The following is a 25,800-nucleotide window of genomic DNA, read 5'->3' as shown; positions in this document are numbered from 1 at the left end:
GTGTGACGGGCCGGACACCGGCCGCGCAACCACGATGCCCCGGAGCGACGTAACCTCGCTCTTGCGCCTCAGCGGGGAAGACAGTGGGGGGAAGTATGGAGTCCGTCGTCGGGACCATGTTCGGCCGCGCACGCGAACAGGAGATGCTGTCCGAGTTCGTGACGGCCCCTGAAGGCCGGGCTCTTGTGCTGCGCGGCGAGACGGGCGTCGGCAAGAGCGCCCTGCTGGATCATGCCGCCGAGCTGGCGGCCCGCGAGAACCACCGGGTCATACGCGCGGCCGGTGTCGAGGCCGAGTCGGAGCTCCCGTTCGCCGGTCTGCACCAGTTCCTGTATCCGCTGCTGTCCTACGTCGACCGCCTGGACGACGTGCACCGGCGGGTGTTCGACGTCGTCTTCGGCCGGAGCGAGAGCACACCGCCCTCGGTCATGACCCTCGGCATCGCCGTGCTCGACCTGCTGTCGCTCGCCGCGTCGCACAAACCCCTGCTCCTGGTGCTCGACGACGGCCAGTGGCTGGACTCCTCCAGCACCGAGGTGTGCGGCTTCGTGGGGCGCAGGCTCACCGGCAGTTCCGTCCGGCTCATCGTCGGCCTGCGCTCCGACATACCCTCCGGCTTCGACACCGCCGCCCTGTCCGTACTGCCGGTGGACACACTGGACGAGAAGGCCTCCGAGCAACTCCTCGACCTGCGCCACCCCGGCCTCGACGCCCGGATCCGCCGGCTGGTCCTGGACGAGGCGCGGGGAAACCCGCTGGCCCTGCTGGAACTTCCGCCCTACGTCGAGCGGGCGGGGCTCAACTCGGCCGAGGGCGTCGGGTACACCGGCGTCCCGTTGCCCCTGCGTCTTCAGCAGGTGTACGGCTCCCGCATCGAGGGCCTCGGCGACGCCCTGCGCGCCGAGTTGCTGCGCGGCGCCCTGGACGGTGTCGAGGCGGGTACGGCGGCGGGCGGCACCCGTGGCACGCGCTACCGGATGCGGGACGCCGACGAGGCGGTGGCGGCCGGCCTGCTGGACATCGACCCGCTCAGTGGCGCCTTCGTCTTCCGGCATCCCCTGGTGCGGTCGACCGCGGTCCAGATGGCCACCCCGAACGAGCGACGGGCCGCACACGCGGCCCTCGCCCAGGTCCACCGGGACGACGTGGAGCGACGTGCCACCCACCTGGCGGCCTCGGTGGTCGACCCCGACGAGGAGGTCGCGCTCGCGCTGGAGGCCGCCGCGGAGTCGGCCACTCGGCGGGGCGGCGCGGTGGCCGCCGTCGCCTGGCTGACCCGGGCCGCGGAGCTGAGCGAGCGGCACGAGGACCGCTCCCGCAGACTCGGTGACGCGGCCTTCGTCGCGGGCCACACCGGCCGCCTCGACCGGGCACAGCAACTGCTGCGCTCCGACACCGCGTCCGGGCCGGGTGACTCCCCGGCCGCGGTGGTCGCCTCGGCCTACGCCGCGCTGTACGAGGACGGGGACGTGCGGTCCTCGCAGCACCTGGTACGGGCGGCGATCGAGAGCATCCGGGACGACGGCGCGGGAGAGCCGAGCGAGGTACTGACCCGGCTGGTCAACCTGCTCCTGGCCATCAACCAGTACGCGAGCGACGAGACGTCCTGGCAGCGGACCCATGAACTGCTCGACTCGCTGGGCGGCCTGGTGCCGCCGTACTCCCGCATCTACCAGGACTCCTGGAGCGATGTGGTCCGGCGTGGGACCGGCGTCCGCGAGCGGGTGGAGCGTGCGTTCGCCGACCTGCGCGCGCTCGAACCGTGGGACATCAGCCGGCTGAGCGTCGCCGCCTACCACGTGGACACCCTCAGCCAGTTCCGGCCTCATCTTCAGCGGACCGTGGACCGGGAAGTGGAGACCGGGGCCATGGCGCCGGGCATGACAATGCTGCATCTGATCATGCTCGACCAGATCGCCGTCGGTGAGTGGGCAGAGGCCGAGCGGACCGGGCAACGCGGTCTGGAGCTGATGACGTCGCACCGCCACGACCTGTTCGCGCACCACAGCCGGGCCTACCTGGGCCTGCTGGCCGCCCTGCGCGGCGACACCGACCGGGCACGCGAACTCCAGGCCGCCGTCGACTCCTGGGCCCGCCCCCGCGGCGTCGGCTTCCTCACCCAGATCGCCGACGCCATCGGCACGACCGCCGCCCTCAACGACGGCGACTACGAGGCCGCCTACCTCCACGCCATCGGCATCACACCCCCCGGCACCTTCCAGCCGTACACCCACCAGGCCCCCCGCACCCTGCTCGATCTCGTCGAGGCGGCCCTCCACACCGGTCGCACCGAACAGGCCCGCGCGCACGCCCTCGCCGCCCAGCACGCCCGGCTCCCGGACATCTCCCCCCGCCTGGCCCTGATCACGTACGGCGCCCTGGCCATGACCGCCACCGATCCCGGGGAGGCGGACACCATGTACCGCCGGGCCGAGACACACCCCGGCGCCGCCGGCTTCCCCTTCGAACTCGCCCGCATCCGCCTCGCCCACGGCATCCGCCTGCGGCACACCCAGGGCCGTAAAGCCGCACGGCACACACTCATGATCGCCGCGGAGACCTTCGAACGGCTCGGCACACCCGCGTGGACCGAGCGAGCCCGCGCCGAGCTCCTCACCGCCGGATCCTCCGCCCCTGCCGCCTCGGCGCACCCCACCGCGCTGACCTGGCAGGAGCGCCGGATCGCGGATCTCGCCGCCGGCGGACTCACCAACAAGGAGATCGGCGACCGGATGCACCTGTCGCCGCGCACGGTCAGCTCCCACCTCTACCGCGTCTTCCCCAAACTGGGCATCACCTCTCGCGCCGCCCTGCGCGACGCACTGGGCAGGCTGCCGAGCGATCAGGACATGTAGGGCCGGACGCCGTTCTCGTCGAGCCAGCCGAGCACGTAGTCGGCCACGAAGCGCCATCCGCTGTCCATCACCAGGGAGTGGGCACGGTCCGCGAACTGCTTGAGGTCGGTCGCGGCGGTGGAGTCGCCGTACCGCTTGTAGACCGCGCGTGTCACGGCGTCGGGTACGAGACGGTCCTCCTGCCCCGAGATCAACAGCAGCGGTCCGCGCCGCACGTTGCCGGTGTCGGCCGCCGCGAGGGAGTGGCGCTCCGCTCCCCCGCATCCGAGGTCGGTGAGCAGCCGGCGCGGTGCCGGTATCGCGTAGCGCTCGAAAAGGCGGCCGGACTCCTCGGGCCCGACGGTGTTCGCGACGACGTGCCGGAACTGCTCCGGGGACAGGGACACCAGCGGGTCGGTGCCCTCGCCCCGGCCGGGTGTCCACAGCGGGGTGGGGGGCGCCGGCTGGGTGACGGGGTGGATCGGGACGGGCGCGATCGCCACCGCGGCCCGGCCCACGTCGGCGCCGATGAGATGCTGCGCGATGAGCCCGCCGACGGAGTGACCGACGATCACCGGTGAGACGTCGAACGACCGCACGATGCCGGCGTAGTGCTCCGTCAGCGCCTCCAGGCCGAGCTCGCCGAGCAGCCTGGGAGACATGCGCGTCTCGCGGGCGGCCGCGGCCTCCCCGGGCCAGCCGGGGGCGACGGCGAGGAACCCCCGGCTCGCGAACCGCTCCGCCCATCCCTCCCACGACAGCGCGTGCAGCCACGCGCCATGGATGAAGACGACGGGAGTACGGTTCACGGCTGGTTCCTCCGAGCATCACGACCACCCGGCACCGGCACGCGGGCGATTGGTCCAGCATCGTTCAGGCGTGGGCCGGAGACGACAGTCGAATGACTGAATGTGGAAGAGCCTGCCCGGCGCGTCCGCGGGCTCCGGCCGGGCCGGAAGGCCTCGACCTGACGCACCCCGGAGACGGGCAACTGCCCGCAAACCGGCCCCCGGGCAAGACGATCACCCTCAAGCCAGGTGAGACGGGACAGTCAAGTTACTTATGTACACGGCTCCCGCGGCGACGAAAGTGGATCGGGCCACCCTCCGTCCCAGCGAAGGACCACTCCGACATGAGCGGCAACGAACCCGGTGTCCAGGCCCCTCGAACGGCACCGCCCGGCCGACTCGACCTGACCCTGGACATCGAGCGCGTACTCGGCGTCTCCGCGCGCCAGCCCGTCCGGGCGGAGTTCCGGTTCACTCCGGAATCCCCCTTGATCGTGAGCGTGGAGCTCCTCGTCGAAGGAGGCCCGCGGGTCCTGTGGCGGATCGGCCGGGACCTGCTTCAGCAGGGGCTCTACTCGATCAGCGGCCTCGGCGACGTCCGGATGTGGCCTTCCCAGCTGGAGGACGGCGCCACCGCGTGGCTTCAGCTGGCCGCGGGTGACATGGCGGCCCTCTTCGAACTGCCCGTACCGCCGCTGGCGCAGTGGCTGGAGCGCACGTATCACCTCGTCCCCGCGGGACAGGAACTCGCCGGCGTCGACTGGGACGTCGCCACCGCGGACCTGCTCCCCGCCCAAGGAGCGCCGTCCGACTGACGGCACGGGAACGCGCCCCGGGGAGCCGCCTCCTCGCCCACCGGACGATCACGCGTCGCCGCCGGCCGCGGACCACCACACGGCCGTCTGCGCCGTAGCCTCCGACACGACTGCGAGCCGCTCGTAGTCCAGGGTGCCCGGACGGTCCGTCGACCGGTGGTAGTGCGGATTACGGAAGTTGGCGGTGTCCGTGAGCATGAGCGCGGGGATCCCCCGGTTCCAGAACGGTGCGTGGTCGCTGCGCCCCAGGTGGTTGGCAGGCGGCACGGCCAGTCCGACGAGCAGCCCGAGCAGACCGTCCGGCCGCCGGTCCCGCAGCAGCAGACCAGGAAGGGCCGGGGACGCCTCGGCGGCGGCCCGCTGCCACACCTCGGCCGCCGGGGCGGAGGAGCGGCGGTGCACCACGAGGGTGAAGTCACCCCGCAATCCGTGGGCGCGGGTCATGGCAGACGCCTGCGGGAAGACCCGGTCGAAGCCGACGGGGAGGCGCTGCGTACCCGGGGCGTCGTCGAAGTAGCCGACCGATTCCAGGCAGATCATTCCGCGCACACCTCCGTCCCGGCCCAGGTCACGGGCGACTTGACGCGCGCCGATCAGTCCGAGCTCCTCCATGTCGAACACGGCGAGCACGACGTGCGGGGGCGTGGGCATCGTGGCCAGCAGCCGTGCCGTCTCCAGGAGCGCCGCCACGCCTGAGGCGTTGTCGTCCGCGCCCGGACTGCCACTGACGCTGTCCAGATGAGCACCCACCACGACGACCGGCCCCTCGCCGGAACCGGGCAGCGAGGCGATGAGATTCGACCCGGACAGGCGGCGGTGCAGCCGCGGTTTGAGGGCGAGCCCCCGATGACCGTGCCGGTCCGTGCAGCCGATCCGCCACCGGACGTCGAACGGCCGCCGTTCCACCAGCCAGCCCGCCCCCGCCAGTTCGTCCCGCACGTACGCCTCGGCACGCTTCATCGCCCGGGGCGCCCGCCGTCGGCTGCGGGGCTCGGCGGCGAGGAACTCCACATGCCGTCGCAGCAGGCCGGCTTCGGCACTCGGCCCCGGCCAGGGTGGCGGTGTCGGTGTCGGGTCGTTGGTCATGTGCGGCTCAGGGTCGCGCCGCGGTGAGAACCTCGCAATCGGCCGCCCGTGCGTCTTCGAGGGCCTGCAGGATGGCGGTCGGCGGGGCGGTGATGCTGCGCGCGCTGAGGTCGATCCACGCCCCGAGAGTACGCACTACGGCGGCTTCGGTCCCGCTTCGAGGGGAAGAACCTCCCGCAAGTAGCGGACCTCCTCGCCGAGCGACACCGCCGCGACCCCGGCTTTGAGCAGGTCTCTCGCGTCGTCCCAACGGACCTCGATGGACTTCGTCAGTTGTTCGGGCACCCCGGAGAACCAGCCTTTCCGTGCCGTGGTCGGCGATCGAAACGCGATCTCCACGTACACGAGTGGAAGGGCGGCGAGGGTTCACCACCACTTCCCGCGCCCCTACGACCGCGGCGGCACCGGACGTGTCACCATCACGGGGTCGGCGGGGCGAGGAGGACAGCCATGAGCACACGCACTGGCGCTGGCGGCCGGGTGGTCTGCGACATCACGATCTCCCTGGACGGGTACTCGGCCGGGTTCAACCAGACCGAGGAACGCCCCTTCGGCGACGACGGAGGCGATGGAAGCGGAAGCAGACTCCACGCCTGGATGTTCGACACGCCCGACGAGAACCGGGCCGAGGTCGAACAGGCGACCGCCGCCGGAGCGTTCATCATCGGCCGCAACATGTTCGGCCCCGTGCGCGGCGCGTGGGATCGGCAGTGGAACGGCTGGTGGGGCGACAACCCGCCCTTCCACGCGCCGGTCTTCGTGCTCACCCATCACGCGCGTGAGCCGCAGCCGATGGACGGCGGCACGACGTACCACTTCGTCACGGACGGAATCGACTCGGCACTGGAACGGGCACGTGCGGCTGCGGGCGAGGGCGACGTCTCGGTCCTCGGCGGGGCGACCACCATCAACCAGTACCTCGCGGCGGGCCTGGTCGACGAACTGCGCCTGCACTTCGTGCCGTTCACGCTGGGCGCCGGCACCCGGCTCTTCGACGGTGTACCGCCGCTGAAACTGGAGCAGGTCACGTCGCGGTCGGCGAGCCTGGTCACACACGTCACGTATCGCGTGCTGCCCTGAGCTCAGGCTAACTGCCGTAGTCATGGAGGCCGGCGAACAGGCCGTCGAGCGGGGCCGGCACACGGTCGGCGTCGAGAGCTTCGACGAGGACCCGGCCGTAGTGGATCTTGCGGCCCTTCTTCGTGCCGAGGAACCGCCTGAGCTGCCGCTCCGGGGCGCGGCCCTGCTGAGCGGGCTGGCGCAGGAAGGTCCGCAGCGGACGCAGGTCGCCTTCCGCGCGGACGAGTTCCTCCACCCGTGCCACGCCCAGTGCACGGATGAGCTCGTCCTCCAGGTCCGCGGCGCAGACGAAGAAGCCGTGCCGCGCCGCGCCGGCCCGCTCGAAGCCGCGGGCGTAGTACGCCCGTTCCGCCTCGTCGCACAGCCCCGTCAGGCGCAGGCCTAGTCCGGTCGGGCCGAGGAGTCCGGCGTAGCGCCCGACGCTCATCGCACCCCCGATCGACAGGACGCACACCCCCTCCGCCGCCAGGTCCCGCCCGCGGCGCTCGGCCAGCGCGTCGACCGCCGCGACGTCACTGAGCCCTTCGACCAGCACCGCCACCCGGACGGGCAGCCGCTCGGCCAGCTCCCGTGCGGGGCCGCCGGGGCCACCCGCCGCCCACGCCGTGACCGCGTCCCGGAACGCCCCCATGTCAGCCATGGGACGAGTCTCAGCCCGTTCTCGGCGCCGCGCGAGGGAATTTCCGCGATCCGGTCCCCGGTCATCGGGAGATCCGGTGATCCGGCGCCGCGGTCGTCACGCTACGGGCCTGCGCGTGGCGCGGCCGCCCTTGGAGACGATGGTGGTGACGTTGAGGCGCTTGCTGAACCGGTAGGTGAGCAGCGGGCTGCCGCTGACGAACTCCTTGTACGCGACGGCGCCGCGCCCGGTGAGGCGCATCCGGCCGGGGGTGTCGTCGGGCCGGGTGAACTGGATGACGGCGTCCCGGCGGCCGAGGCTGACCGGCTGGTGGAAGTAGCCGAAGCGGAATGGCCTGACGGTCCTGCCGCGCACGAGCCGCGCGATGGTGTCTGCGGTGTACTGGGCGGTGGGCAGTCCGCTCTGGCAGGTGCCGTGGATCCGTCCCCAGGCCAGGCGTACGGCGGCGGCGTCGCCGATGGCGTGGATCTCGGGGTGGGACACCGACCGAAGCGTGGCGTCGACCACGACGAGGCCGCGGTCGTCGGTGGCGATCCCGGCCTCGGCGGCGAGCGGGGACACCTTGACGCCGGTGGTCCACAGGCAGGCGTCGAAGGCGACGAGCCGGCCGTCGTCCAGCTCGACGGCGTCGGGCAGCACCTTGGTCACGCGGGCACCGCTGACCACGGTGACACCGAGGCGGTCCAGCGCGCGGTGGAGGTAGGCGCGGGCCTTGGCGCCCATCATGCCGCCGGGCTCGTCCAGGCTGATCAGCCGGACGTCCAGGCCGGGGTGGCTCTCGGCGATCTCGGTCGCCGCCTCGATGCCGGTCAGGCCGCCGCCGCAGACGGTGACCGTGCCGCCGGCCGCGGCCACCTCGGTGAGCCGTGCGGCGAACCGGCCCGCGATCTCGGGGCTGTTGAGGGTGAAGGCGTAGGTGTCGGCGCCGGGGACCTTGCCGGTGTCGGTCGAGCTGCCGAGCGCGTAGACGAGACGGTCGTACGCGAGGACACGTGTGCCGTCGACGACGACCTGCCGGGCCTCGGGGTCGATGGCGGTGGCGGCGCCCTGCACGAAGGTGACACCGGTCCCGGCGAGCAGGGCGGGGATCTGACGGTCGGGCAGTTCCTGTCCGGCGGCGATCTGATGCATCCGAAGGCGCTCCACGAACCGGCTGGACGGGTTGACCAGGGTGATCTTCACACCGGTCCGGCGGGTGCGGTGGGCCAGCCGGATGGCGCAGAACATGCCCGTGTATCCGGCACCCAGCACGACGACGTGACGGTCATTGCTCATCTCATCCTCCGAGGTCCCGCACCGGCTTCGGCGCCGGTGACACCCCTTTGACAGGCTGCGCGCGGCGAATCTGACAGACCGGCGATGTAAACCACGTCACAGCCGTATGGGCGGGTGAACCTGGAGCCGCCCCGGCGTATGGGGCGCGCGGCTGCATATATCTGCCCCCGCCGGTGCGCCAGCGCTCACCTCATACGGCGAATTGCGCCTCGCTGCTATAGCCACTCTCCGTCGCGCCCGCTGCACTAGGCCATCCACCGATCACCTACGACCGCAAGGCGCAACAGCACGGACAGTCGCGACCCCACACGGATCACGCCGACTGGGCAGGCCCCCGCGGATCCGCGCGGAGTCGTCCCGGACGTCGGCACCCCACAAGGAGGCTCGGATGGCACTCGCAGAATGGACGAGGTCGATGGAGTGGCTGGCGGCGGCGTCGGAGGACCCCCGCGCCTGCAAGGACGAATGGCAGAACGGCTACACCGGCATCGCGCTGCTGGCGGCCGGCCGGTTCTGGGACGTGCTCGTCGTACCCGAGGAACTGGGGCTGCGCGTCGCCGGCATCCTCGACGACCTGCCGCTGGTCCAGCCCGGCCCCTGTCTGCTGGACACCCGCACCCACCACGTCGGCTTCCTCCTGCCCCCCGACCCCCACGCGGTGTGGGTCGGCACGGGCGTGCGCTACCTGAGCAAGGGCGCCTGGATCGCCGCTCCCGCACCCCACTGCCGCTGGGGCGATCTGCGCTGGCTGTGTCCCCCGGACGGCACCGGCAACCTCACCATGCCCGAGGTCCTGGAACTGGCCCTGCAGCGCTGCGCCACCGAACTCTCCCACCTCCAGGGCGATCCCGCCCCGAGAACGCCCGCCCACCCGGCGGACCGCGGACAGCAGGAGGACACGTCGTACAAATCCCTGGCCGGCGCGGGCACACCGCACTGGTACACGTCCCAGACCCGTCAGGAGCACAGCTAGCCGGCCCGGCCCCCTCGGCGAAGCGTGCCGGGTCCTCCGCCCGCGACGGTGCGGCCCTTACGGCGCACGGCGATGGGCTCCTGTGACTTGCCGGAATCAGCGGCCGGTCGTGCCGTCGATGTGTTCGCGGAGGATGTCCGCGTGGCCCGCGTGGCGGCCGGTCTCCTCGATCATGTGCGCGAGTGCCCACCGCACACTGGGCGCTGGGCGGTCCGGCCGTGACCGCGGGAGCGGTGCGCCCAGGTCGGCGCAGCCGTCGAGCACGTCGTTCGCGCGCTCGACCGCGTCCCGGTAACGGGCCACGACATCGGCCACGCTGTCCGTAGGCGCGGCCTGGAACGTCGCCTTCCAGTCGGTGACGTGCTCGCCGAGGAACAGTGAACGCTCCACGAAGGTCAGGTGGTTGAGAAGCCCCAGCAGGTCGTGCCCGACGGCACTTGCGCGGTGCGCGCCTGCGGTTCCGGGGCGCCCTCGACCTTCGCGGCGATCGAGGTCCGGAGGTAGTCGAGGAAACCGCGCAGGACCTCGGCCTCACTGTTTCCGGTCCGGGGCGGCGGGGCGTCGCGGCGCCGGGGCTTCGATGGCACGGGGGTCTCCTTGGCGTCGGGGGCCTTCGGCGGGCTGCCGCCGGGTCAGGCCGTACGGCGGATGACGAGGACGTGGTCGGTGACTTCGGCGGTACGTCCGTCAGGCCCGGTGGCGATACGGCGGGGCGCGTCGGCCCGCTGGACGGTCCACCTCACCGGGTCCAGAGCCAGGTCCGCCGCGACCTCTTCCGGGCTCGGGTAGTGGAGATCAGGATCCTGGTTCCACGACCAGGGCGCGGCCGAGCCGTGGTCGACGACCAGCAGCAGCCCGTCGGCGCGCAGGGCGTGCGCGGCCGTACGCAGAAGGGGCGTCCGGTCCAGGTCGTAGGGGGTGTGCAGATAGTGGGCGCAGATCAGGTCGAACGCGCCGGCGGGGAACGACGCCTGCAGGTCGTGTCGTACGGCCGCGACGAGGTCCCCCAAACCCTGCGCGCGGGCCAGGTCGGCGAGCCGGTCGACCGCCACGGCCGAGATGTCCGTGGCGGTGACGCGCCACCCCTGACCGGCGAGCCACAGCGCGTCGCCGCCGTCGCCGCAGCCGAGGTCCAGCGCGTCACCGGGCGGCAGGCCCGTCACCGCTTCGGTGAGGCGGACGTTCGGCCGCGGGCCCTCGCCGGCGGCCGGGCCGCGTAGACGCCGTCCCAGAACGCGACCGCATCGGTGGTGCTCATCAAGGCTCCGCGTGTCGGTGTGCGGAGAAGTCTCGTGGTCCTCTGTCCGACTTGGCACGCAACCTTGCCGTTCCGGCAAGTCCGGCACTGCGCGCCCAAGCACGGCTCGCCCGCGTCACAGAAGGGCCCGTGCAGTTCGCCTCGTCAAACGCACGGGTCTGATCCGCCCCTCCGGGCATGCCCAGTGCCCCCTTCCGACACCCCGGGGAGGTATTGGGTAGGGTCGGAGGCAGTCAAGGTCATGAGCCGGAGACGGAGTTCCGAAGTGCGAGTGAGTCGGTGTGTGCGCGCGGGGGGTGCCCTCGGGCATCTGCTGCTCGTGGCCGGCCTCGCGTTCGGCATCTTCGCGATGCACACCATGGGGCACCCGGACGAGTCGTCCGGATCCGCCATGAGCACCGCCTCACATGCGTCGGCGCCCGACATGGGCGCTCCGGCGGCACCACACACGAGTAACTCCGGCCATACGGCCTCCTCCACGGAGGCGTCCTCACACGGACCCGGCATGGCCATGGACATGGCCTCGCTGTGCGTGGCGGTCCTGTTCGGCGCGTGGGTGCTCGCCGCGCTGCTGAAGTCAGCGTTCGCCCGTCACCAGGAGTGGCTGGCGCTGTTGCGCGCCCAGGTCGGGGTCGTCCTGCGACCCAACCCGCCGCCTCGCGGCCCTGATCTCACCCAGTTGTCGGTGCTGCGGCTGTAGGCCGAAGCGCACTCGCGGGCGCGCACTTGCGCGAACCCGCGACTTCGCGTTCGCCGAGAACAGTCACAGAACCGACGTAAAGGGTGAAATCAACCATGACCTCGTTCACGCGCGCCTCGCTGCGCCGCACGTCCACCCGCCGTATCGCCGCCGTCGGCCTCGTCACCGCCGGCGTGTTCCTCCTCGCCGCCTGCGGTGACGACGACATGGGCGGCATGGACCACGGCAGCGACGGCGGCTCCGCGTCCGCCTCGGCCACCGAGAACGCCGCGGACTTCAACGACGCCGACGTCACCTTCGCGCAGATGATGATCCCGCACCACGAGCAGGCCCTGGAGATGGCGGAGCTGGCCGACGGCCGTGCCTCCGACGCCGAGGTCAAGACCCTCGCCGCGCAGATCGAGAAGGCCCAGGACCCCGAGATCAGGACCATGAAGGGTTGGCTGACGTCCTGGAAGCAGCCGACCGCCGCCGAGTCCACGCCCGGCATGGACCACGGAGGCCACGGCAGCGGCGGCCCGAGTGGTGACGGCATGATGTCCGACGCCGACATGGGTGAGCTCAAGTCCATGAAGGGCGCCGAGTTCGACAAGGTCTTCGCCGAGATGATGATCGAGCACCACAACGGCGCGATCGCCATGGCCGAGGACGAGCGGAAGAACGGCGAGAACTCCGACGCCAAGACCATGGCAGGCGCCATCGTCAAGGGCCAGTCCGCCGAGGTGAAGCAGCTCCAGAGCATCGCCGACCGGCTCTGAGCCGCCAGTGACGCGGGCACCGCACGACGGCCCGCGTCACACCCCGTGAGCCGGGGCCCGCACACCAAGGGCCCCGGCGCACAGCCTGGGCACCGAATCGTGCCTTCACCCGGGTGTGCCCCGCGACCGGGTTGCCGCGATACGGGAGCGTGGAGAACACGTCGACCTGCATGAACGATCGCGGTGAACTGGACTGATTGCCCGGGGCGTCACTCGGGCAGTCGCCGCGACACGCACCGACATCCCCTGACCGTCAGGCCGTCGCCGAACGAACCGTCCCCGTGCTCAACTCCCGTGATACACAAGGAAGATCACCACGACGTCAGCAGAAAGGCACACGCATGGGCCGGCCGACGACCATGACTCCGTTGCCGCGTGGCACGAAGGTGTTGTCCATCGGGCTGCACCCCAGCGCCCTCGACTACAGCCGGATGCCCGACGGTATCGACGAGCCAGGCTTCACCGCCCGCATCGCGGCGGCCAACTCGGCACTCGTCGAGTCGGGGTTCGCTGTCGTTCCGTGCCTGGTCGACGCCTCTCCGGACCGCGCCGAGGCGGCCGTACGGGAGCGGCTGGCGGAGCAGGCCTTCGGCCTCGCGATGATCGGGGGCGGCGTACGGATGCTGCCCGAGCACACGCTGCTGTTCGAGCGGCTGGTCAACGTACTCACGGAGGCTGCGCCCGGGATCCGGCTGTGCTTCAACACGTCGCCGGAGGGCACCGTCGAAGCCCTCGGGCGATGGATCCAGCCGTAGGCGTGATGGAGGCAACGCACGCGGCCCGCCCCGGAGTTCGGGACGGGCCGTGTGTTTCGAGCGCCGGGCAGGCCTTGCACCTGCATTTCCCCGCAGGAAGCGGGGCGTCTTTCCTTGGACCACCAACGCAGCACCGGTTGCCCTTGGTTGTGGCGACCAGCTCAAGATCAATCATACCAGCGTTTCGCCGGTCCGCTGACCTCACGCCTCCGCGTCCACAAAGCGCTCCGCGACGGCCAGCGCGGCCGCCATGATGCTCAATTGGGGATTCACCTCCGGGCAACTCGGCAGCAATGAGCCGTCGGCGATCAGGACGCCGTAGACACCCCGCAGGCGGCCCTCCGGGTCGGCCGAGGCGCGTTGTGGGTCCGATCCGGCGGCGGCGGTGCCCGTGGGATGGAACGCGGACACGTGGAGGTGGCGTGCCGTCAGCCCGTTCAGGAGCGACTCCAGCTCGTCCGGCGTACGGGCCCTCGGAGCGTGCGCCACTCCCGTGAGGACCTCCTCGGCGCCCGCGGCGAACAGCAGGCGTCCCATGGCCCGTTGGGCCCGGAGAAGGCGGGCGGCGTCCCGGGGCGCCAGGGAGTAGCGCAGCAGGGTGCGCTCCCGGCCCAGGACCCTGCCCGACGGCCTGTCGGCGATCATGGCGCCGAGGGTCGCCAGGTGCTCGGTGCCGTCCAGTTCTCGGCGCAGGGCACGCCCGACGCCCGGCAGTACGAAGGACGTCATGCCCGGGGGTGCGGCGGTGGCCTCGATCAGGATGCCGTCGGCGTGCAGTTGCTCCACTCCGACGCTCTGGAGCACGCCGGCGCCACCGGTGACGGGGTCACGGAAGCGGCCCGCGACGCTGATCGCGGGGTGCACGCTCAGGTTCCGGCCCGTCCAGGGGTGTCCGCCCAGGCCGGAGCGGCGCAGCAGCGGCGGGGTCTGCAGGGCGCCGGCGGCGACCACCACCAGCGGGCTGAGGATCTGCAGTTCGCTGCCGTCCGGGCGGCTGACCAGGACCCCTGCCGCGCGCGAGCCGCCGGGCCGGTCGGGGTCGGTGAGGATCCGCCGTACGCGGGCGCCCGTGACGATCCGGGCGCCGACCGCGCACGCGTCGGGAAGCACCGAGAGCTGAACGCTCTGCTTGGCGCCGGTGGGGCAGCCGACCACGCACTGGCACGAGCCCTTGCAGCCGGGAGCGTTACGGCGCAAGGGGGCCGCCTGCCAGCCGAGTTCCCTCGCTCCGGTCAGGGCGAGCCGGCCGTTCGCGCCGAGTACGTCCACTGGCTGCCGCGCCACGCGCAGTGTGCGCTCCACCTCGTCCAGGTACGCGTCGAAGCCCTCGGCGGCGGCGAAGCCGTGGCCGTCGCGCCAGCGGGCCACGACCGTGGCGGGAGTGCGGTAGCAGGTACCGGAGTTGACGACCGTCGTCCCGCCCACCGCGCGCCCCACCGGCAGGACGAGCGGCGGATCGCCCACCGCGATCGTCGCGCCGCCGTCACGGTAGAGGTCGGTGAAGCGGTCCAGCGGTGCCCGGCGCCCGAACGACGCGGTCGTGTGGTGCTCCCCTTCCTCCAGGACGACGACCCGCAGGCCCGCTCGGGCCAGTGTCCTGGCGGCTATGGCGCCGCCCGCCCCTGATCCGACGACGACGGCGTCGGCCGTGGACCGCGTCGGCCACTCGCGGGAGGGGGTGCAGTCCAGCGGCGGATCGTCGGGGGCGGACGACGTCGAGGCGGGGGCCCGGTGCAGTGCCCGTTCGGTGCCGGCCGCGAGCAGCACGGGAACCTTGATCGCGTCCAGCAACGGCAACAGGGCAGGCCGGGCCGCTAGTTGGGTCAGGACACGCTCGCGTTCGGCGGAGCCGAGGGTGGCCAGGCGGCGGCCCGTGCGCGCCACGGCGTAGGCGTCGATCGCAAGCGAGGCGCCATGGATGCCGGAGCGGGCGGGCGCGGGCAGGGCGTCCAGCAGGGTCTGGAGGCGCCGCGGGACACCGCGGGTCCACTCGGCCGTGCCGTCGTCGGCGAGCAGTGCCGCGGCGAGTGCCGCGACGGCGGTCGGGGGTGTGCTCATCGGTCGCCGACTTCCGCGTGGGCGGTGCCCGACAGCCGCCATACGGCCTCCTGCCGCCACCGTCCCCACCAGTGCTCCAGGCTCACCACGGCGTCCGCGGTCTCGCTGTTGCGGCATACGGCGCCGGCCCCGTCGGGGTCCGTGTAGTCCAGGGCGAGGGTCCGTTCGGGCGGCTGTGTCACGGTCACGCGGATGCGGCGCCTGCCGACGCGGCCGGTCACGCGCCACTCGGGCAGGCCGATGGCGGCGCGGAACCGGCCGCCGCCCGCCCAGCCCACGGCCGTGCGTTCCGGGCGCCGGGGCCAGGTGCGGCCCTGGTGCAGCAGGCGCAGGAAGACCAGCGGCGGCAGCCGGGTCAGGCCGGGCCGCATGGACACGGCGGCGATGATCTCCAGTACGTCGCCGCCGCCCAGGTCCGCGTGCAGCCAGGCCCAGCGCCGGGCGTTGCCGTGGCCGTAGATCCGGGCGCTCGCGCCGACCGCGTTCTCCAGCCTCAGTTCGGAACTGCCGTGGCGGACCGTGCCGTTGTAGCGGCAGCGCGCGGCGGGCAGCATGTGGCTGGCGGGCAGTACGGGACGGCGCCACGACCAGCGGGGGAAGGTGTGGACCGGCGCGCCCTCGGGTGTCTCGATGAGGTCCCAGGTGAAGGAGCCGACCGAGCCCGTGAGGCGGCCGGGCCGCGCGCTGACTTGCTCGGCGAGGAACCCTTCCCGGTCTCCGGTCCAAGGTACGGGGCCGAAGCGGGCATGTTCCGCGGGCGCGTCCTTGGGGAAGACGGCCGTCCAGCCGTGGGCGTAGGCGGGGGATCCGTCGGTGGGTGCCACCAGTTCGTGGTGCAGCCAGACTCCGGTGCCGGTCGCCGGGTCGGTAAGGGTCGTGTACCAGACCTCCGTACGGCCGGGTGTGCCGTCCCAGCGCGGGGCCAGGTCCCCGGGAGCTCCGGCCCGGGGGAAGCGGAAACTGGTCAGGAACGGCAGGAGTCCGGTGGTGAGGGGGAAGCGCAGGGTGCCTTCCCCCACTCGCGTGCCGTCTTCGTACAGGGTGAAGGGCAGTACGGTCATCGAGGTGAACGGCCGCGCGGGCGAGACGGACTTCCAGCCGTCCAGGAGCATGCTGCGGCCCTCCAGGGTGAAGGTGACGCGGTAACGGATCCTGCGGCGGGCCAGCGGGGAGATCTCCAACTCCCCCACGGCTCCCGCGTCATCGGCCCGCCCGGCTATGCGCACCCGTCCTGTCAGGCGCGCCGGGGTCGTGCGGTGGGGCAGCAGCACCGTGTCGGCGCGGACCGCGAGGTCCAGCCGTACCGGCCGCTCGCGCTCCTCGTCGGTCAGGCGCACGCGGCCCAGCATCGTCTCCTCGAACTCCGTGCCGCGGGACGTCACCAGGCACCGTCCCGGGGACGGCGGGTGCGTGCCAGGTCCTCGAGCATGATGCGTTCCGTCGCCGACAGGTAGGCGCCGGCAGCCGTCCGGGCCGCTTCCTGGTCACCGGCGGCCACCGCGTCGACGACGGGAGCCAGCCGCTCGTGAGCGGCCCGCGCGTCGACGAACGGCCCCACCAGTGCTGCCCGCACCGGGAGATAGGCGTTGAACAGGGTGTTGGTGAGCAGCACGTACACCCGGTTGCCCGTGGCGCGGGCCAGCGCCCGGTGCACCTCGGCATCCGCCAGCTGCGCCTCCTCGCCCCCGTCCGCGTCGGCGACCGCGGCCAACAGCAGGCGCAGTTCGGTGACTTGGAGCTTCGTGGCGCTGGCGGCGGCGCGTTCGGCGATCAACGCGCCGATACTGCGCCGTACTTCGAAGATCTCACCGATCCAGTCCGGGCTGTGCCGCACGAGCATCGGCAGCAGATCGGCGCCGCCGAGACGCAGGAAGTCCCGCACCCGGGTGCCGACTCCGTGCCGCGTCTCCAGCAGCCCCGCGTGCACCAGCCGGCCGAAGGCGTGCTTGAGGGTGGTGCGGTTCACCCCGAACTCGTCGGCCAGCTCCCGCTCGGGCGGCAGATAGCTCCCGGCGGGATGACGACCGCCGAGGATATCCTCCCGCAGCCGCTTCTCCAGTACGTCGACCGTGCTCTCGCGCTCCAGCGCGCCCATCCCGACCCCCAGCAACCCGAAGACTCAGTGGTTCAGTGGCTCAGCCACTGAACCACTTGGTTGACGCGGGGTCAACAAGTCGCGCGCGAGCGCCCGCTCAGATCTCCGGCTGCTCCGGGGGCTCCGCGGGGGACTCCGCCGGCGGCCGGAAGAGGACCGCCCTGGCCACCTCAGGGGCGAACAGGGCCGTGACCGGTGCCGAGAGGGTCAGTACGGCTCGGAAGGCACGCCCCACGACGGGGTCGCCGGGGGCGCAGTCCGTCACGCGCTGGAGGTACCAGTCGGCGACACGGTCCGCGGGGCGCCCCTCGACCGCGTTGCCGACCGCGCCCGGCATCTTGCGGTCCGCCCCGGCGGAGATGTCCCAGGCCAGCCGGGACGACGTGAGCAGCGCCTGCTGCACCCTGCGCGTCGTGGGGATCCGGCGCGCGTCGGTCAGCGCGTCGCGCAGGGCGACCGCGTTCATCGCGGCGACGGCCATGCCCTGGCCGTAGATCGGGTTGAAGGTGCACAGGGCGTCGCCGGTGGCGAGGAATCCGGCCGGGCCGCGGGCCGAAAGGTCGTAGCGGCGGCGGACGTTGGCGGTCCGCCGAAACCCGAACGGCGGTGTGAGCGGCTCCGCCTCGTGCAGCCAGCGGTGCAGTAGGGGATGCGGCAGCCGCTTGGTGTACGTCACGAACTCGTCCTCGTCCGTGGGCGGTTCATCGCCCCGCAGTCCGGAGACGATGACGAGATGGCTGCCGTCCTCCAGCGGCAGGGCACCGCCCGCGTGGACCTGGTCGGGGCTCGGGTAGACGTAGTAGCCGGCGGTCACCCCGTCGAGGACGCCGCTCTTGCCGCGGTAGACGCGCGAGGCGTACGCGAGCCCCGTGTCGATGGTCTCCTCGTACGGCGCCTTCGCCCCGATCGCCGTGAGCCACTGCGATGCCTTCGTGCCGCAGCCGGAGGCGTCGACGACCAGGTCGGCCTCCAGGGTCCGCTGCTCACCGCGCTCTTCGCCGGACCGGTCCCGCAGCAGCACGCCCCGCACCCGCGTGGCGTCCCCGAGGAGCCCGACGACGTCCGTCCCCTCCACCACACTGATCAGGGGGTTGGCGAGGACCCGGCGCCGGACGAGTTCCTCGAGCTGCGCGCGGGAGCCGGTGTAGATGTGCGTCGTCTCCGGCACCCGGCGGAACCAGCGGCCGTTCTGCCACAGCACCAGGTTCGTGGGCAGACCCACCCGGGGCGCCCCCGCCGTCCGCAGCTCGGCCAGAAAGCCCGGGAGCAGCGACTCCAGGGCCGACTGGCCGCCCGCGAGCAGCACATGCGGGTGCCGGCCCTGCGGCACGCCCGACCGCGCGGCCGTCCCGTCCGGGAAGCGGTCTCGCTCCACCACGGTCACCCTGTCCGTGTGTTCCGCGAGAACGTGCGCCGCGAGCAGCCCAGCGAGGCTTCCGCCCACGACGACCGCGTGCCGCCCGGAGCTGCCGCCGTCCACGTGCCCACGAACCGTTGCCTCCGACGAGTTCACCGAACCGCTCCCCTGGTCGTCCGATCCGTCCGGTCGCCACATCGCGTCCGCCTGACCGCCACATCGCGACAAACCACCAGTATCGCGATCCTCAAGGCGGTTGACCGTTTTCCAGCCCTCTCGCGCCGCCCCGAATACATCCGTCCGCCCCCTCCCCCTGGCGGGTGACGGTTCGTTCACGCCCGGACGAACGGCCGAAATTCACCCCACCGTCTCGACCGCCGGACGCCGGTGCGGGTGACCCGGTAGGGTCCGGGCGTGCGTTGATCCTCCGGGCGGCGGCCGTGAGCCGCCGCGGACGGTGCGGGGCGCCTCCCACCATGGGGGGCCGCCCCGGCAGGCATGCCCGCCACCACCCCACCGGAGACCCCGCCTTGACTGCCCAGCAGCCCCTCGCCTACGACGCGTTCGTCGACCTCGCCACCGCCGATCCGGCCGTCGTCGGCCTCGTCCTCAAAGGCTCCCGCGCCCACGACGGCATGGTCACCCCGCACTCCGATCACGACCTGTACGTGGTCCTCGCCGATGACGCGCCGACCGGCCTCACCCGCTTCGCGGGCCACCGCACAGCCGCACTCGACCTCGTCGTCCTCACGCTCACCGAGTTCCGCGCGGCCGGCATGCCCGGCTTCGAGCGCTACGCCCTCGCCCGCGCCCGAGTCGTACTCGACCGGCTCGACGGAGACATCGCCCGCATCCTCGCCGACAAGGCCCGCCTGACGGACGACGAGGCGTTCCAGTTGGCCCGCGACCATCTCGACGCCTACGCCAACTCCCTCTACCGCTCCGTCAAGAACCACCGCGACGGCCATCACCTCGCCGCTCGCCTCGACGCCGCCGACAGCGTCCGGTTCCTGCTGGAACTGCTCTTCGCACTCGACCGCCGGCCCCGCCCGTACAACAAGTACCTGGAGTGGGAGCTCACCCGGCATCCGCTGCCGGGCTGGGACACCGACGTACTGCTCCGAGCCGTGGACCGCGTCACCGCGACAGCCGACCCGGATGTGCAGCGGCGCCTCTTCGCCCTTGTCGAGCCCGCGGCCCGGCGAGCCGGACATGGTGAGGTGCTGGACGCCTGGGGCGCGGACCTCGACCTCATGCGACCGCGCCGAGGAGCCGGGACCCTCGGCAGTCCCTAGTCGGCGGCGGCGCCGAGGCTGCCCAGGATCAGTTCGGTCAGGGCGGTGACCGCCTCCTCGGGTGTCACACTCTCGCGGTTCAGCTCCCCCGCGATCGCCTCGGCCGCGCCCAGGAGGGCGGTGCAGCGCAGTCGGAGGCGCTCGCGGGTGATGTGGGTGTACGGCTCCAGTGCGGCCGTCATCAGGTCCGTGTAGCGGTCCGTCAGCTCGGTCGGGTCCAGGTCCGGGCTGCCTTTCAACGCGGCGTCGACGGCGGTGAGTTCGGGTATGTCGGTGGCGCACGCGAAGTAGGCAGCGCTGATGACACCGGCGACGTCGGCGGGGGTGGCCGGGGCGTCCCGCAGAGCCTCGGCGATCGCGGCCAGGTGGCGTTCCTCCAGACGCCTATGGAGGGCGCGGAGCAGGCCGGGGCGGGTGCCGAAGTGGTCGTACACGATGGGCCGGCTCACTCCCGCGGCCTCCGCGAGCGTGACGAGTGTCAGCCCGTCGGTGCCCTGGCCGCGGACGAGGGCCAGGGCGGTGTCGAGCAGCTGTTCCCGTCTGGCCTGCTTGGACATCCGGGGCGTCGTGGTCGCCATGGCCCTCCTTCGCGCACCCCTTCGAGATTAGGCTACAAAACGTAACCTACAAAATGTAGGCTACGGGATGTAGCTAAGGCTCACACGACCGCCACCCGGCGGTCCTGCGAAGGGAGTTCCTCGTGGAACCCATGGCACCCGTACTCATCCTCGGCGGCTCGGGACAGACGGGCGCGGCCACCGCCGCCCTGTTACGTCGCTGGCATCCCGAACTGCCGCTGACGATCGCCGCCCGCGACCTCGACCGCGCACGACGGGTGGCCGACGACCTCGGCACGGCCACGGCCGTCACCGTCGATCTCGCGCGCGCCGACCTCGGACTTCCGCCCGGACACCGGCACTCCGCGGTGGTGGCCGCGCTGTGGGACCGCGAACTCAACGCACTGGCCTACGCCCAACGCCATCACCTGCCCTGCCTCAGCCTCTCCAGCGGCCTGGTCGACATCGCGCCGGAGGTCGTCGGCGCGGCCCAACGCGCCACTGCCGCGCCGGTGTTGCTGGCCAGTCACTGGTGTGCCGGTGTCCTCGTCCACGCCGTACGGGACCAGGCGCGCGAGTTCGAACGCCTCGACACCGTCCGGATCGGGGCCGTGCTGGACGAGGCGGACACCGGCGGGCCCGCGGGCGTGGCGGACCTGGAGCGGTGGGGCTCGGTCACCTCGGCGGGTCTGGTGCGCCGGGACGGCGTGTTCGCCTGGGTGGACGGCGCCGACGCGGAGGTGGCCGTGACCACTTCGGACGGCCGGGTCCTGCCCGGTCGCGCCGTACCCGTCCTCGACGTGCCCAGCCTCGCCCTCGCCACCGGCGCCCCCGACGTCAGCTTCGCGCTCGTCGTCGGCGAGTCCGCCGGCCGGCTCCGTGGGGACGGTCCCTCCCTCGAGGTCCGGATCGACCTCGAAGGGGTCTCGGAGGGCGGCGAGCCGCTCAGCAGGAGCCGCTACCTGGTCCACCCGGAAGGGCAGAGTCCGCTCACCGCGCTCGGTGTCGCTCTCGGGGTCGAGCGCTTGACCGGGCTGCGCGGAGAGGCCGTGCCGCCGGGGATCCACACACCGGAGGCACTGGTGGACAGCGCCTACGCGGCCGTACGACTCGCGGAGGTCGGCGCTACGTTCGTCGAGGCGCTGCCCGCTCGGCCGGACGCCAAGTGCGCGGTCAGCCGGCCGCGTTGAGCTGGTCGAAGGGCTGCTGGACCTGGTGCTCGGCGAGGAGCGCGCGAAGGGCTTCGAGCTGACCGGCCGTTGCTCCTTCCGGACTCCACAGCCGGACCCGGGTGGTGGCGGTGACGTCGATGCGGCTGCCGTCGTGCGTGCGGCAGCCGTCCCCCTGGGGAAGGCCCGCCTGCCAGGCGCCCTCGCCTGTCTCGAACTCCCAGAGGAGGGCGTGGGCGACGATGCCGGTGAGCGGGTGATCGCGGTAGTAGCGGGCCCACTCGCTGTGCGGCCACACACGCTCCTCCCGCAACAGCGCACGCAGCCGCAGACGCTCGGCGACCAGCGTGTCCTCTATCGCCCGTGCCAGCAGACGGGTCCCGTCGACGTTGTGCGGCAAGTACTTGGCCTTGAAGCCGGTCGGCGAGCGGAAGGGCGCGTACGTGCGTGTAGTGGCGCCGCCCTCGTCGACATCGATCCAGTCGACGCACACCCGGCCGGTGCCGGAGACGGTGATGACGGCCTCGTAGGGGACATTGATCCAGATCGCCCCGCGGCCTGTCCACCCCAGGCGCAGGGTTCCGTCGTCGCCCACGCCGTGCGTGAGTACCGTCCGCTCCTCCCATTGGTGGGGCGGAACGCCCAGGCGGCGGGCCGTCTTCTTCACCATTTTCGACAGGAGCCGGTGGGAGTGCGCGCCGGGCTGGACCTCGCGATGCAGGGTCCACAGGGCTTCCATGGCCGACAGATCGGCGAGCGCGGTGAAGACGGCACCGGACAGGTCGTCGTCGCGCTTGTAGTACCCATCGAGAACGAAGGCGTTCTTGCGTGCCACCATCACCAGGTCGTCGATGAGTGCGCCGAGTTCGGCCGGTGAGGCGCCGCGGGCGAGGTATCCGGCGGCCAGGGCGAAGCCGTTCGCCAGGTCGCGGGTGGGCGTGGGATCAGACTTCGCCCACAGTTCCTGCCAGGTGACGTTCGGGTCGGTGCAGTCGTGGAGGGAGCCGTCCGCCGCGAGTTGCCGTATCGCCTCCGCCACCAGCTCCCTGGCGCCGCTCGCCTTGAGCAGAACCTTGGTCTGACGCTTCCAGGCGGCGTCGACCTTGTAGTGCCAGTCCCAGAACGTTCCGGCCCGTCCCAAGTGCAGTACGAGGTCCGTCAAGTCGGGCGGCAGATCGGTGACTCGGTCCCGGATCCGCTCCGCCCACCTGTTGCCTTCGTCCAGCAGGTCATCCACACGCTCAGCCATACCCGCGATCTTGTCAGGCGGCACTGACACCGCCTCCCGCGACGGCTACTTTGGGCACTGACACGGCAGTTGGGCCGTGTCACCGAGGGGGAGGCACGGGGGATGAAGCGACTGTGGGGGCTCGGTGCGGCCGTGGGGCTGGCGGCGCTGCTGCTGACGGGGTGCAGCCAGCCGACGGACTACAGCGAGATCGTCACGTTCACCGATGAGCACGGCCGGGCCTGCACGGCCGCGGTGGTCGTGGACCAGGAACAGAGCGAGGGCGACGACTACGAGATCTCGAGCGTCGACTGCGACTACCCGCCGGAGGGCCGCACTCCGGGGGCTTCCGGCTACTCGTCCCTGCCGGACCGGGACGAGAAGTGATCCGTTGACCGCCGAGGACCAACTGTCGCGGCTGTGGAACGAGTTCCTGCAGATGCCCTTTCCGCGGGCCTTCTACCGTCGGGAGCCGGAAGGCGAGTGCATGGTGTCGCTGGACACCGCCGTCGCCGGCTGTGTCTCCTCGGCCATGAACGGTCCGCTGGACACGTCCCGCAGCCGCGTCCTGCGCCGGCAGACCGCGATCCTCGGCAGAGTCCTGCCGTCGATCGACGATGACGAGTACGCGGCGCGGTACTTCACGCGCCTGCACGAACTGGCCGTACTGGCAGCCGGGATCGACTCCGCTCGACACCATTGACTGATCGTTCCGCCCTGCTGCAGCCGGCGCACCGGCGTTGCCTGGCGCGCCGGGTGCAGGTGACCCCGTGGGCGTCGGTGCGCGTTCGGCTCCGGGCCCGCGTCATGGTGGTCACGGCGGGGCGCGTGGGCGGGCGCGCCCCGCCCACGCGCCCCGCCGTGACCGACTCACAGGGCGAACAGGGCGCGGCCGGCCGTCTTGGGATCGGCCAAGGGCCTGAGGGCGAGGCGGAGCAGGGCGAGCGGGTTGTCGTCGCCCGCGATGCGGTTGGCGCTGAGCTCGCCGCAGGTGACGCACTGGTGGATGATCATCCACTCGCCGTCCGGGCGGACGGACATGCCCAGTGCCTCCATCCGGCCTCGGCAGTCCGCACCCCGGTCGCCGGGGAGCTTCCGGTCGACGTGCAGGCTGGCCAGGCAGTTGGGGCAGTGGTTGCGGTGCGCGGTGCCGGGTGCGTCCAGGGACACGTCGAGCCGGCAGGACGTACACCGGAAGTCGTTGGCACGATGCCCGCCCTGGGTGTGCAGGACGTCCTTGTGCCGCTGCGGACGGCGCTGTCCACGTGTGCTGCGGTTGTTGCGGGACACGGCTGTGACTCCTTTCCTTCCCGGGCGGTCAGAGGGTTCCGAACGCTTCGAGCGGGAAAGGCGGTTGTGCCAGCGGGCGGACCGCCATACGCATCAGGATGAGCTGGTTGTCGTCCGTGCGGACCGGGTTCGAGGTGAGCTCGTCGCAGCGCACGCAGCGGTGGATCACCATCCAGTCACCGGTGCGGAGCACGGCGATGGCGATCGGGGACATCCGGCCCTCACAGTCGCTCGCACCGCCCTCGACGTGGTCGAGGACGTGTCGGGAGTGCAAGCAGGAGGGGCAGTGGTTGCGCGGCGCGCCGTCGGCGGCGTACGCGGACACGGTCAGACCGCACCAGGCGCAGGCGAAGGTGCCGAGGCTGAGAGTGTTGTTGTTGGTGGTGGTGTGGCTGGACACCCGGGTGCTCCTTGCTGGAAGTGGGTCAAGACAGCAAGAGCAGGCCGAGTGGCCTCGGGAGCACCGGAGGACACGTCCGGCGACCGCCCGGAGAAACGGGCGGCGGAAGGCTACGGACGGTTACGCGGTACGGCGAGGCGCACTCGGCGCGGGCCGGGTCATCAAACACCCTTTTCCAGGGCACACAGGCCCAGAACGATTCAGAACGACGGCTTGAGTTAACAGAACGCCTTCCAGCGGTGTCAACGCATTATTCGACGCACTACGCCCCTGTGTAAGGCGCATCGCCCGCGCCATCCGTGTATCGGGCGGCGGTCGCGGCGGCGCGCTCGCGCAGGCAGGTGCGCAACGAGGCGGGGGCCAGGGCTTCGGCGTCCGTGCTGAGCTGCCACAGCGCCCACTCGGCATGTCGTAGATCCTGGTAGGTCACTTCGAGTCGCAGCCAGCCGTCGGCATCGGGTTCCTCGGCGCGGACGGCCACGGCGGTGCTCAGCAGTTCCTCCCGACGCTGCGGGTTCACCCGTACCAGCACGGCTATGTGGTCGTCGGACAGGAACCGCGAGCAGCGTTCCCGCCAGGCCCGGTCCAGGTCGACCTGGTTCGGTCGCTGCGCCGGTTCGGGAAGCTCCTCGGCCGCCAGTACCCGCGACAGCCGGTAGGTGCGGTCCGCGCCGGAGCGTGTGGCCAGCAGGTAGACCCGGTCCCGTACGGTGACCAGGCCGATCGGGTCCACCGTGCGCCACTGGGGTGTCTGACCCGTGGCCGCGTAATGGATGCGGAGCCGGTGGCCGGCCAGTACCGCACGCCTGACCTCGACCATCGTGGTGTCGGCGACTTCCTCGGTGACCTGCCGCCGCGAGAGCAGGTCGGTCTCCGGTTCGACGAGAAAGCGCTGGGCCGCGTCGTTCGCGGTGGCCCGATGGCCTTCGGGCAGCGCGTCGACCACCTTGCGCATGGCCGAGGCGAGCGCCGAGCCGAGGCCGAACACCTGCTCGCCGCGCCCCGATCCGGCGGTCAGCAGAGCAAGGGCCTCGTCGTGGTTCAGCCCCGTGAGCTCGGTCCGGAAACCGGGCAGCAAGGCGAACCCGCCGTGCCGGCCTCGCTCGGCGTAGACCGGCACTCCGGCCGCTGACAGCGCCTCGATGTCGCGCAGCACGGTACGGGTGGACACCTCCAGCTCGCGGGCGAGGGTGTCCGCGGTCATCCGACCGCGCTGACGCAACAGGAGCACCAGCGAGACCAGCCGATCGGCGCGCATACAAATAGCCTAACGAATACATGACCAAGGGTGTCATGATTTGTTGGAAGGCTCCTGACCAGCGACGTCGACAAACGCGGCAACCGTGCCGAGGGACGTACGCACCCCCTGAACCGAATGGAGCTGAAGTG

Annotated in this window: 25 protein-coding genes and 2 pseudogenes; 11 read left to right on the top strand and 16 right to left on the bottom strand. The window is 71.9% G+C overall.

What is annotated here, in order from left to right:
• Positions 1-95 precede the first annotated feature (95 nt).
• Positions 96-2,855 carry a helix-turn-helix transcriptional regulator gene (locus AC068Z_RS05760; RefSeq protein ID WP_478552658.1) on the top strand — a complete coding sequence of 920 codons (2,760 nt, stop codon included), beginning with the start codon at positions 96-98 and terminating at the stop codon, positions 2,853-2,855.
• Here AC068Z_RS05760 and AC068Z_RS05755 read toward each other — a convergent pair.
• Positions 2,843-3,643 (bottom strand): alpha/beta hydrolase, encoded by an 801-nt coding sequence (locus AC068Z_RS05755; RefSeq protein ID WP_478552656.1) that lies wholly within the window; start codon positions 3,641-3,643, stop codon positions 2,843-2,845. The two genes, AC068Z_RS05760 and AC068Z_RS05755, sit on opposite strands and share 13 nt — an antisense overlap.
• A 323-nt stretch (positions 3,644-3,966) precedes the next feature.
• On the opposite strand from AC068Z_RS05755, the gene AC068Z_RS05750 reads away from it, so the two are divergent.
• Positions 3,967-4,437: an SsgA family sporulation/cell division regulator gene (locus AC068Z_RS05750; RefSeq protein WP_478552655.1), complete on the top strand. Its 471-nt coding sequence runs from the start codon at positions 3,967-3,969 to the stop codon at positions 4,435-4,437.
• Between the two features lie 48 nt (positions 4,438-4,485).
• Here the strand turns inward: AC068Z_RS05750 and AC068Z_RS05745 are convergent, their stop codons facing one another.
• Together AC068Z_RS05745 and AC068Z_RS05740 are read right to left on the bottom strand one after the other, a co-directional pair.
• Positions 4,486-5,523, bottom strand: coding sequence for a M28 family peptidase (locus AC068Z_RS05745; RefSeq protein WP_478552653.1), 1,038 nt, complete (start codon positions 5,521-5,523; stop codon positions 4,486-4,488).
• A gap of 135 nt (positions 5,524-5,658) precedes the next feature.
• A complete protein-coding gene (locus tag AC068Z_RS05740) occupies positions 5,659-5,862 on the bottom strand; it encodes a hypothetical protein (protein ID WP_478552652.1) in 204 nt (67 codons plus the stop codon).
• A gap of 111 nt (positions 5,863-5,973) precedes the next feature.
• Here AC068Z_RS05740 and AC068Z_RS05735 point away from each other — a divergent pair, with 111 nt between their 5' ends.
• Entirely contained in the window at positions 5,974-6,603 is a 630-nt protein-coding gene (locus AC068Z_RS05735) for a dihydrofolate reductase family protein (protein WP_478552650.1), read from the top strand.
• A gap of 7 nt (positions 6,604-6,610) precedes the next feature.
• Here AC068Z_RS05735 and AC068Z_RS05730 read toward each other — a convergent pair whose 3' ends face one another.
• Complete coding sequence (locus AC068Z_RS05730) at positions 6,611-7,243, bottom strand: TOPRIM nucleotidyl transferase/hydrolase domain-containing protein (RefSeq protein ID WP_478552648.1); 633 nt, start codon at positions 7,241-7,243, stop codon at positions 6,611-6,613.
• Between the two features lie 96 nt (positions 7,244-7,339).
• Entirely contained in the window at positions 7,340-8,518 is a 1,179-nt protein-coding gene (locus AC068Z_RS05725) for an NAD(P)/FAD-dependent oxidoreductase (protein WP_478552646.1), read from the bottom strand.
• 388 nt (positions 8,519-8,906) lie between these two features.
• On the opposite strand from AC068Z_RS05725, the gene AC068Z_RS05720 reads away from it, so the two are divergent.
• Positions 8,907-9,491: a hypothetical protein gene (locus tag AC068Z_RS05720; protein WP_478552644.1), complete on the top strand. Its 585-nt coding sequence runs from the start codon at positions 8,907-8,909 to the stop codon at positions 9,489-9,491.
• A 96-nt stretch (positions 9,492-9,587) separates the two neighbouring features.
• On the opposite strand, the pseudogene AC068Z_RS05715 reads toward AC068Z_RS05720, so the two are convergent.
• Positions 9,588-10,078 (bottom strand): annotated as a pseudogene (locus tag AC068Z_RS05715) (DinB family protein).
• Positions 10,079-10,123: 45 nt separating this feature from the next.
• Positions 10,124-10,749 (bottom strand): annotated as a pseudogene (locus AC068Z_RS05710) (SAM-dependent methyltransferase).
• 265 nt (positions 10,750-11,014) lie between these two features.
• Here AC068Z_RS05710 and AC068Z_RS05705 point away from each other — a divergent pair.
• The 3 genes from AC068Z_RS05705 (at position 11,015) to AC068Z_RS05695 (ending at position 12,962) form a co-directional block, all read left to right on the top strand.
• Positions 11,015-11,449, top strand: coding sequence for a DUF6153 family protein (locus AC068Z_RS05705; RefSeq protein WP_478552642.1), 435 nt, complete (start codon positions 11,015-11,017; stop codon positions 11,447-11,449).
• Between the two features lie 95 nt (positions 11,450-11,544).
• Complete coding sequence (locus AC068Z_RS05700; RefSeq protein WP_478552640.1) at positions 11,545-12,207, top strand: DUF305 domain-containing protein; 663 nt, start codon at positions 11,545-11,547, stop codon at positions 12,205-12,207.
• Positions 12,208-12,566: 359 nt separating this feature from the next.
• Positions 12,567-12,962 carry a hypothetical protein gene (locus AC068Z_RS05695; protein WP_478553721.1) on the top strand — a complete coding sequence of 132 codons (396 nt, stop codon included), beginning with the start codon at positions 12,567-12,569 and terminating at the stop codon, positions 12,960-12,962.
• A 201-nt stretch (positions 12,963-13,163) separates the two neighbouring features.
• Here the strand turns inward: AC068Z_RS05695 and AC068Z_RS05690 are convergent, their stop codons facing one another.
• The 4 genes from AC068Z_RS05690 to AC068Z_RS05675 form a co-directional block, all read right to left on the bottom strand.
• Positions 13,164-15,020, bottom strand: coding sequence for a GMC family oxidoreductase (locus AC068Z_RS05690; RefSeq protein WP_478552638.1), 1,857 nt, complete (start codon positions 15,018-15,020; stop codon positions 13,164-13,166).
• Positions 15,017-16,402: a hypothetical protein gene (locus AC068Z_RS05685; RefSeq protein ID WP_478552636.1), complete on the bottom strand. Its 1,386-nt coding sequence runs from the start codon at positions 16,400-16,402 to the stop codon at positions 15,017-15,019. Before AC068Z_RS05685 ends, AC068Z_RS05690 begins: the two co-directional genes overlap by 4 nt.
• Positions 16,399-17,115: a FadR/GntR family transcriptional regulator gene (locus AC068Z_RS05680; RefSeq protein WP_478552634.1), complete on the bottom strand. Its 717-nt coding sequence runs from the start codon at positions 17,113-17,115 to the stop codon at positions 16,399-16,401. Before AC068Z_RS05680 ends, AC068Z_RS05685 begins: the two co-directional genes overlap by 4 nt.
• A 97-nt stretch (positions 17,116-17,212) precedes the next feature.
• Positions 17,213-18,559 carry an FAD-dependent oxidoreductase gene (locus AC068Z_RS05675; protein WP_478553719.1) on the bottom strand — a complete coding sequence of 449 codons (1,347 nt, stop codon included), beginning with the start codon at positions 18,557-18,559 and terminating at the stop codon, positions 17,213-17,215.
• 443 nt (positions 18,560-19,002) lie between these two features.
• Between AC068Z_RS05675 and AC068Z_RS05670 the strand changes: the two genes are divergently transcribed.
• A complete protein-coding gene (locus AC068Z_RS05670; protein WP_478552632.1) occupies positions 19,003-19,767 on the top strand; it encodes a hypothetical protein in 765 nt (254 codons plus the stop codon).
• Here the strand turns inward: AC068Z_RS05670 and AC068Z_RS05665 are convergent.
• Complete coding sequence (locus tag AC068Z_RS05665) at positions 19,764-20,345, bottom strand: TetR/AcrR family transcriptional regulator (RefSeq protein WP_478552630.1); 582 nt, start codon at positions 20,343-20,345, stop codon at positions 19,764-19,766. The two genes, AC068Z_RS05670 and AC068Z_RS05665, sit on opposite strands and share 4 nt — an antisense overlap.
• 131 nt (positions 20,346-20,476) lie before the next feature.
• Between AC068Z_RS05665 and AC068Z_RS05660 the strand changes: the two genes are divergently transcribed.
• Complete coding sequence (locus AC068Z_RS05660; RefSeq protein WP_478552628.1) at positions 20,477-21,514, top strand: saccharopine dehydrogenase; 1,038 nt, start codon at positions 20,477-20,479, stop codon at positions 21,512-21,514.
• On the opposite strand, the gene AC068Z_RS05655 is transcribed toward AC068Z_RS05660, so the two are convergent.
• Positions 21,498-22,742, bottom strand: coding sequence for a DUF4132 domain-containing protein (locus AC068Z_RS05655; RefSeq protein ID WP_478552626.1), 1,245 nt, complete (start codon positions 22,740-22,742; stop codon positions 21,498-21,500). The two genes, AC068Z_RS05660 and AC068Z_RS05655, sit on opposite strands and share 17 nt — an antisense overlap.
• 102 nt (positions 22,743-22,844) lie before the next feature.
• Between AC068Z_RS05655 and AC068Z_RS05650 the strand changes: the two genes are divergently transcribed.
• Both AC068Z_RS05650 and AC068Z_RS05645 read left to right on the top strand, forming a co-directional pair.
• Positions 22,845-23,108: a hypothetical protein gene (locus AC068Z_RS05650; protein ID WP_478552625.1), complete on the top strand. Its 264-nt coding sequence runs from the start codon at positions 22,845-22,847 to the stop codon at positions 23,106-23,108.
• Between the two features lie 4 nt (positions 23,109-23,112).
• The gene (locus AC068Z_RS05645) at positions 23,113-23,424 is read left to right on the top strand and encodes a hypothetical protein (protein WP_478552623.1); all 312 of its coding nucleotides are present in this window, start codon (positions 23,113-23,115) and stop codon (positions 23,422-23,424) included.
• 167 nt (positions 23,425-23,591) lie between these two features.
• Here AC068Z_RS05645 and AC068Z_RS05640 read toward each other — a convergent pair whose 3' ends face one another.
• From AC068Z_RS05640 to AC068Z_RS05630, 3 genes are all read right to left on the bottom strand, one after another.
• On the bottom strand, positions 23,592-24,011 hold the full coding sequence (locus AC068Z_RS05640; RefSeq protein ID WP_478552621.1) for an RNHCP domain-containing protein: 420 nt from the start codon (positions 24,009-24,011) through the stop codon (positions 23,592-23,594).
• A gap of 28 nt (positions 24,012-24,039) precedes the next feature.
• Positions 24,040-24,411, bottom strand: coding sequence for an RNHCP domain-containing protein (locus tag AC068Z_RS05635; RefSeq protein WP_478552619.1), 372 nt, complete (start codon positions 24,409-24,411; stop codon positions 24,040-24,042).
• A 262-nt stretch (positions 24,412-24,673) separates the two neighbouring features.
• Entirely contained in the window at positions 24,674-25,669 is a 996-nt protein-coding gene (locus tag AC068Z_RS05630; RefSeq protein ID WP_478552617.1) for a helix-turn-helix transcriptional regulator, read from the bottom strand.
• Between the last annotated feature and the right edge of the window lie 131 nt (positions 25,670-25,800).

The organism is Streptomyces sp. NPDC043726 (genome assembly GCF_056436565.1).
Note: the sequence above shows the minus strand (reverse complement) of the source record. Positions and strands in the feature narration are given on the sequence as shown.

Coding starts and splice junctions, on each gene's coding strand:
- AC068Z_RS05760 (WP_478552658.1), top strand. CDS start 96: ATGGAGTCCGTCGTCGGGACCATGTTCGGCCGCGCACGCGAACAGGAG.
- AC068Z_RS05750 (WP_478552655.1), top strand. CDS start 3,967: ATGAGCGGCAACGAACCCGGTGTCCAGGCCCCTCGAACGGCACCGCCC.
- AC068Z_RS05745 (WP_478552653.1), bottom strand. CDS start 5,523: ATGACCAACGACCCGACACCGACACCGCCACCCTGGCCGGGGCCGAGT.
- AC068Z_RS05735 (WP_478552650.1), top strand. CDS start 5,974: ATGAGCACACGCACTGGCGCTGGCGGCCGGGTGGTCTGCGACATCACG.
- AC068Z_RS05730 (WP_478552648.1), bottom strand. CDS start 7,243: ATGGCTGACATGGGGGCGTTCCGGGACGCGGTCACGGCGTGGGCGGCG.
- AC068Z_RS05725 (WP_478552646.1), bottom strand. CDS start 8,518: ATGAGCAATGACCGTCACGTCGTCGTGCTGGGTGCCGGATACACGGGC.
- AC068Z_RS05720 (WP_478552644.1), top strand. CDS start 8,907: ATGGCACTCGCAGAATGGACGAGGTCGATGGAGTGGCTGGCGGCGGCG.
- AC068Z_RS05700 (WP_478552640.1), top strand. CDS start 11,545: ATGACCTCGTTCACGCGCGCCTCGCTGCGCCGCACGTCCACCCGCCGT.
- AC068Z_RS05695 (WP_478553721.1), top strand. CDS start 12,567: ATGACTCCGTTGCCGCGTGGCACGAAGGTGTTGTCCATCGGGCTGCAC.
- AC068Z_RS05690 (WP_478552638.1), bottom strand. CDS start 15,020: ATGAGCACACCCCCGACCGCCGTCGCGGCACTCGCCGCGGCACTGCTC.
- AC068Z_RS05680 (WP_478552634.1), bottom strand. CDS start 17,115: ATGGGCGCGCTGGAGCGCGAGAGCACGGTCGACGTACTGGAGAAGCGG.
- AC068Z_RS05665 (WP_478552630.1), bottom strand. CDS start 20,345: ATGGCGACCACGACGCCCCGGATGTCCAAGCAGGCCAGACGGGAACAG.
- AC068Z_RS05660 (WP_478552628.1), top strand. CDS start 20,477: ATGGCACCCGTACTCATCCTCGGCGGCTCGGGACAGACGGGCGCGGCC.
- AC068Z_RS05655 (WP_478552626.1), bottom strand. CDS start 22,742: ATGGCTGAGCGTGTGGATGACCTGCTGGACGAAGGCAACAGGTGGGCG.
- AC068Z_RS05650 (WP_478552625.1), top strand. CDS start 22,845: ATGAAGCGACTGTGGGGGCTCGGTGCGGCCGTGGGGCTGGCGGCGCTG.
- AC068Z_RS05630 (WP_478552617.1), bottom strand. CDS start 25,669: ATGCGCGCCGATCGGCTGGTCTCGCTGGTGCTCCTGTTGCGTCAGCGC.